Source organism: Eudoraea sp., assembly GCF_049669105.1.
GTDB lineage: Bacteria > Bacteroidota > Bacteroidia > Flavobacteriales > Flavobacteriaceae > Eudoraea.
Genome location: NZ_JBATKE010000016.1, coordinates 1 through 3,575, shown reverse-complemented (window position 1 = coordinate 3,575; position 3,575 = coordinate 1). Strand labels below are relative to the sequence as shown.

The 3,575-nt window shown below is 32.4% G+C and carries 4 protein-coding genes; all 4 read right to left on the bottom strand.

Going from position 1 to position 3,575, the window contains the following annotated elements; genetic code table 11:
• Positions 1-337: 337 nt before the first annotated feature.
• Positions 338-823: a mechanosensitive ion channel domain-containing protein gene (locus tag WBM60_RS01130; protein ID WP_424260878.1), complete on the bottom strand. Its 486-nt coding sequence runs from the start codon at positions 821-823 to the stop codon at positions 338-340.
• A 242-nt stretch (positions 824-1,065) separates the two neighbouring features.
• A complete protein-coding gene (locus WBM60_RS01125) occupies positions 1,066-1,710 on the bottom strand; it encodes a hypothetical protein (protein ID WP_424260876.1) in 645 nt (214 codons plus the stop codon).
• A gap of 218 nt (positions 1,711-1,928) precedes the next feature.
• Positions 1,929-2,648 (bottom strand): DUF6090 family protein, encoded by a 720-nt coding sequence (locus WBM60_RS01120; protein ID WP_424260874.1) that lies wholly within the window; start codon positions 2,646-2,648, stop codon positions 1,929-1,931.
• Positions 2,649-2,874: 226 nt separating this feature from the next.
• Positions 2,875-3,423 carry a hypothetical protein gene (locus tag WBM60_RS01115; protein WP_424260872.1) on the bottom strand — a complete coding sequence of 183 codons (549 nt, stop codon included), beginning with the start codon at positions 3,421-3,423 and terminating at the stop codon, positions 2,875-2,877.
• Between the last annotated feature and the right edge of the window lie 152 nt (positions 3,424-3,575).

The window sequence follows — 3,575 nt, the reverse complement described above, 5'->3', positions numbered from 1 at the left end:
AGCGAGCATCCAAACAACTGTTTTTATAGCTGTTTCCTTTTTTTTAAGTTCTTCAATACTCAAACTTGATAGTTCTTGTTGATTCATAATAATTAAATTTTAGCTTTTCAAAATAAATGGTAACGGTATTGTGTATAAAACGTAGCGTATAAAAAGACACTAACTTTTCGGATTAACACAGAGCCGAATTTTTAATTTTTATGTTTACTTTTCTTTTATAAATATAACCAAATTAAAAATTTGGCGTACTTTATAAATATACAGAAACCTCTCGGAAAGACTGTAATAGCTATGTTTTATACACGGTGTTACCTTGCGTTTTTCCTATCTGAAAGTTTTATTCTATCATAATCTTTGTTGCTTTTTGTAAAAATATATTGTTTGGAATCATAATTTTTTCATTTGTATCTGTCTTTAAAATCACATAGAACAATCCAATGTCTGACACTTGTCCCGTAATATCAAATTCTTTGTCAATTATAGTAATAGATTCTCCTAATTTAACAGGATGACTTATAAATATGATTATTGCTGATGATATGTTAGAAATTATTGACCATTGTGCGACTAATGCAATTCCTACCACAGTGAGAACAGAAGTAATGAAAGTTAAGATATTTGTCTGTTCAACACCCCAAATTGCTATTAACACAATAACAAGGGTTATAAAAATGAATAGATTGATAGATTTCAGTATAGGCCTTATCCTGTATTTTGAATAGTCGTACTTTTTCTGAATTTTTGCAAGTATTTTTACAGATATTAATCTTAAAATAAAGAAGGAAACTACCGCAATTATTGTTTCTATTACTCTAATGTCCATATATTTTTTTTCTGATTTTTGGTCTTGTATTCTTAACTCTTACTTTATAATCTTTCGTTTTATATTCTTTAGAAATTTGAAGCTTTGCGCGATGTTTCCTAAATGCAAGGTAACGTTGGGTGTATGGTGTCGTGTGAGAATATGGAGCGATTTCCTGTCATTTTAAGCTAACTTTTCTTGCGAGCCACTAGCCCACGAACACTGCCGAAACCCCCATGCACTATACACCTTGTTGGCAAACGTTATTTTTTAGTATTGAGATATCTGTCTAACTTCATTTCATAAGTTTCCTCCATTCTCAGAATAAATATGACAGCCCATAATCTATTTTTCGGAATGGTAAAATCAAATATTGAGTGGTTTCTAGGGAACCAAGAAACATCCCTTGCTGAAATATTATGGATATTCTTAAATGTCTTATGTATTCCGTAAAAATAGGAATCCTCTTTTCCAACTTCTTCAAGATAATCTATGTATTTGCCATATGGATTGATATCAAGTTGTGGGAAATTTTCAAGATGTCTGTAAACGGTATCCCTTAACGATAACATGTCGATGTTTGTTCTAAATACCCACACGGCTGGGAATTGGACGGAATCCAAGCTTTTCAGGAATTGGTATTTTTCCGTTTCTTTAAAGGGAACATTGTACACCGTGGATTGTGCGATTTTTTCAAAAAATATATGATAGGCGTTATTTATATTAGGCTCTTTTTTTCCTTTTGATACCATATTATCAACATATCGCACCATTGATTCTAATCCTTCGATTTCTATTTCGCTGAAGGTCTTAGTAATTAATTCGTCACTTCTTAAATCCAGCTTTTCCTGACCTATAGTTCGAGGAATTGATAAAAGTGTGAACAAAATAATTAGTGCAATTTTCATATTCAGATGTATTCAATGTTTGCCAACGGTCTTGTGTATGAAACGTAGCGTGTAAAAAGTCACTATATTTTCGGATTAACACAGAGCCGAATTTTTATATTATCAATCTTAAAAGCCAAATTTAAAAATTTGGTGGTCTTTGCAAATAAACACAAACCTTTCGAAAAGCATTTATTAGCCATGTTTTCTACACGTTGTTAGCCTTTCGTTATTTTATTTCACAAACGAATTTCTTCATCAATAAGATTTAATATTTCTTCTATTTCTTTCTGCAACTCCTTATAAAGATAAATTTGATAGTCTGCTCCTCTAAAAATATCATAAAAAGTGTTTTGCAATATAAGGTCATCAAACATTACTAATCTATTTAGCTTGAACTTCGGGTTTTTAATATAGGATCGGTATCCTAACTGCTGTTTCCATAAATCTTTTGTAATATTTTCAACTAGTATATTCTCATCCTCTTTTGCATCATTTACTAAATTTGGCCAATTGGTAAGTTTATTTTTTAATGAATCATTAGTAATAATATTTAATTCGCCCGACAATAGAAGACTCGTTAGAGCACCATCCGACGGATTAAAAGTGGAATAACCTTTTATATCAGTTTTAATACTATCTATTGGAAATAAACTTAATTCAGATTGTGTCATCCTAAATAATTTTAATATTTGGCTTATGTCGCTAACCATTATTTCAGTTTCGTCGATATTATCCTGTAACTGTGTTAGGTTTGATTTAAAATCCGATTTAAGAGTTTTTAAAACTTTCTGTTCTGTAATTTTGTCTTTTCGAGCTTCATTCCAATTATTTATGGAAACTGCAATTAAAATCCCAATAACGACAAGTATAATTTCTCCAATTGCGTATTTCAGATACTTTCCAGTTTTTCCTTCGGAAAGTAAATTTTGTCTAATTTTTCTAAAGAATTTTATCATTGGCTCGTTGGTTGGTCATAATGAAGGCTAACGTGTTGGCTATGATTTCGGCCCGGTTAAAGTGGGCAAGCGAGCGAAAAGCGTTGGCCTTTACCTTTTGGCCTGTGATCTGCCCACTACGCAGAAATCATCAGCGTGATGTTTTTGTTTAATCTAATGTAGGAATTTTTTGAATGCGTGGGTTCGAGTAGGGATGAATTATAGCCGATGTTGTAACACGTAATTATCAAAAATCAAATCCAAGATCTAATTGGACCATTATCGGCCAAAAATTACCATTACCTTCTATATCAAAATAATATTGAGGCCCAATGTCAAACAACAGATGAAACTTTTTAGAATATCGCCGTTGTATTCCCCATGTTGGACCGATTGCAAAGTCGAAATCAGATGTTCTAGTAACATTTTCAGCCACAGAGGGGCCTGTTGTAATAAATCTTACCGACCAAAAATTGCCTGAATTCCCCTCAATAGTCTTTTGTTTTTGTTTTCTTTTTTTAAAATTATAGAACCATTTATGTTGTAAATCCAGAAAAGGGGCAATAATATAAACAAAACCACTGCCGCCGAAAGTTAAATCCGGATATCCACCGCTATAGCCAATTCCAAGGGCTGAAGAAAAAGTTGATTTTTCTGCAGTTGGTAATTCAAGTTCAATTGCAGGATTTAAGAAATTCACCCTCCAGATCTTTTGGGTATTGATGCTTAAAGTGTCTTGTCCATTCGCTAAAAATGATAGAAATAGGACAAAGCCAAGAACTAAGTATTTATACATTTGATAAAGCAATTTTTTTATGTGTTACAACGTGTTGGCTATGATTTGGCGGGTTCTGGATGGCGAGCTTTTAGTGCGGATCTCTCGATTTATTGCGAGAAATTAGCGTTTGCAAGGCGAGCCATTTGAAACCGAAATCATTTTCGGTTTGT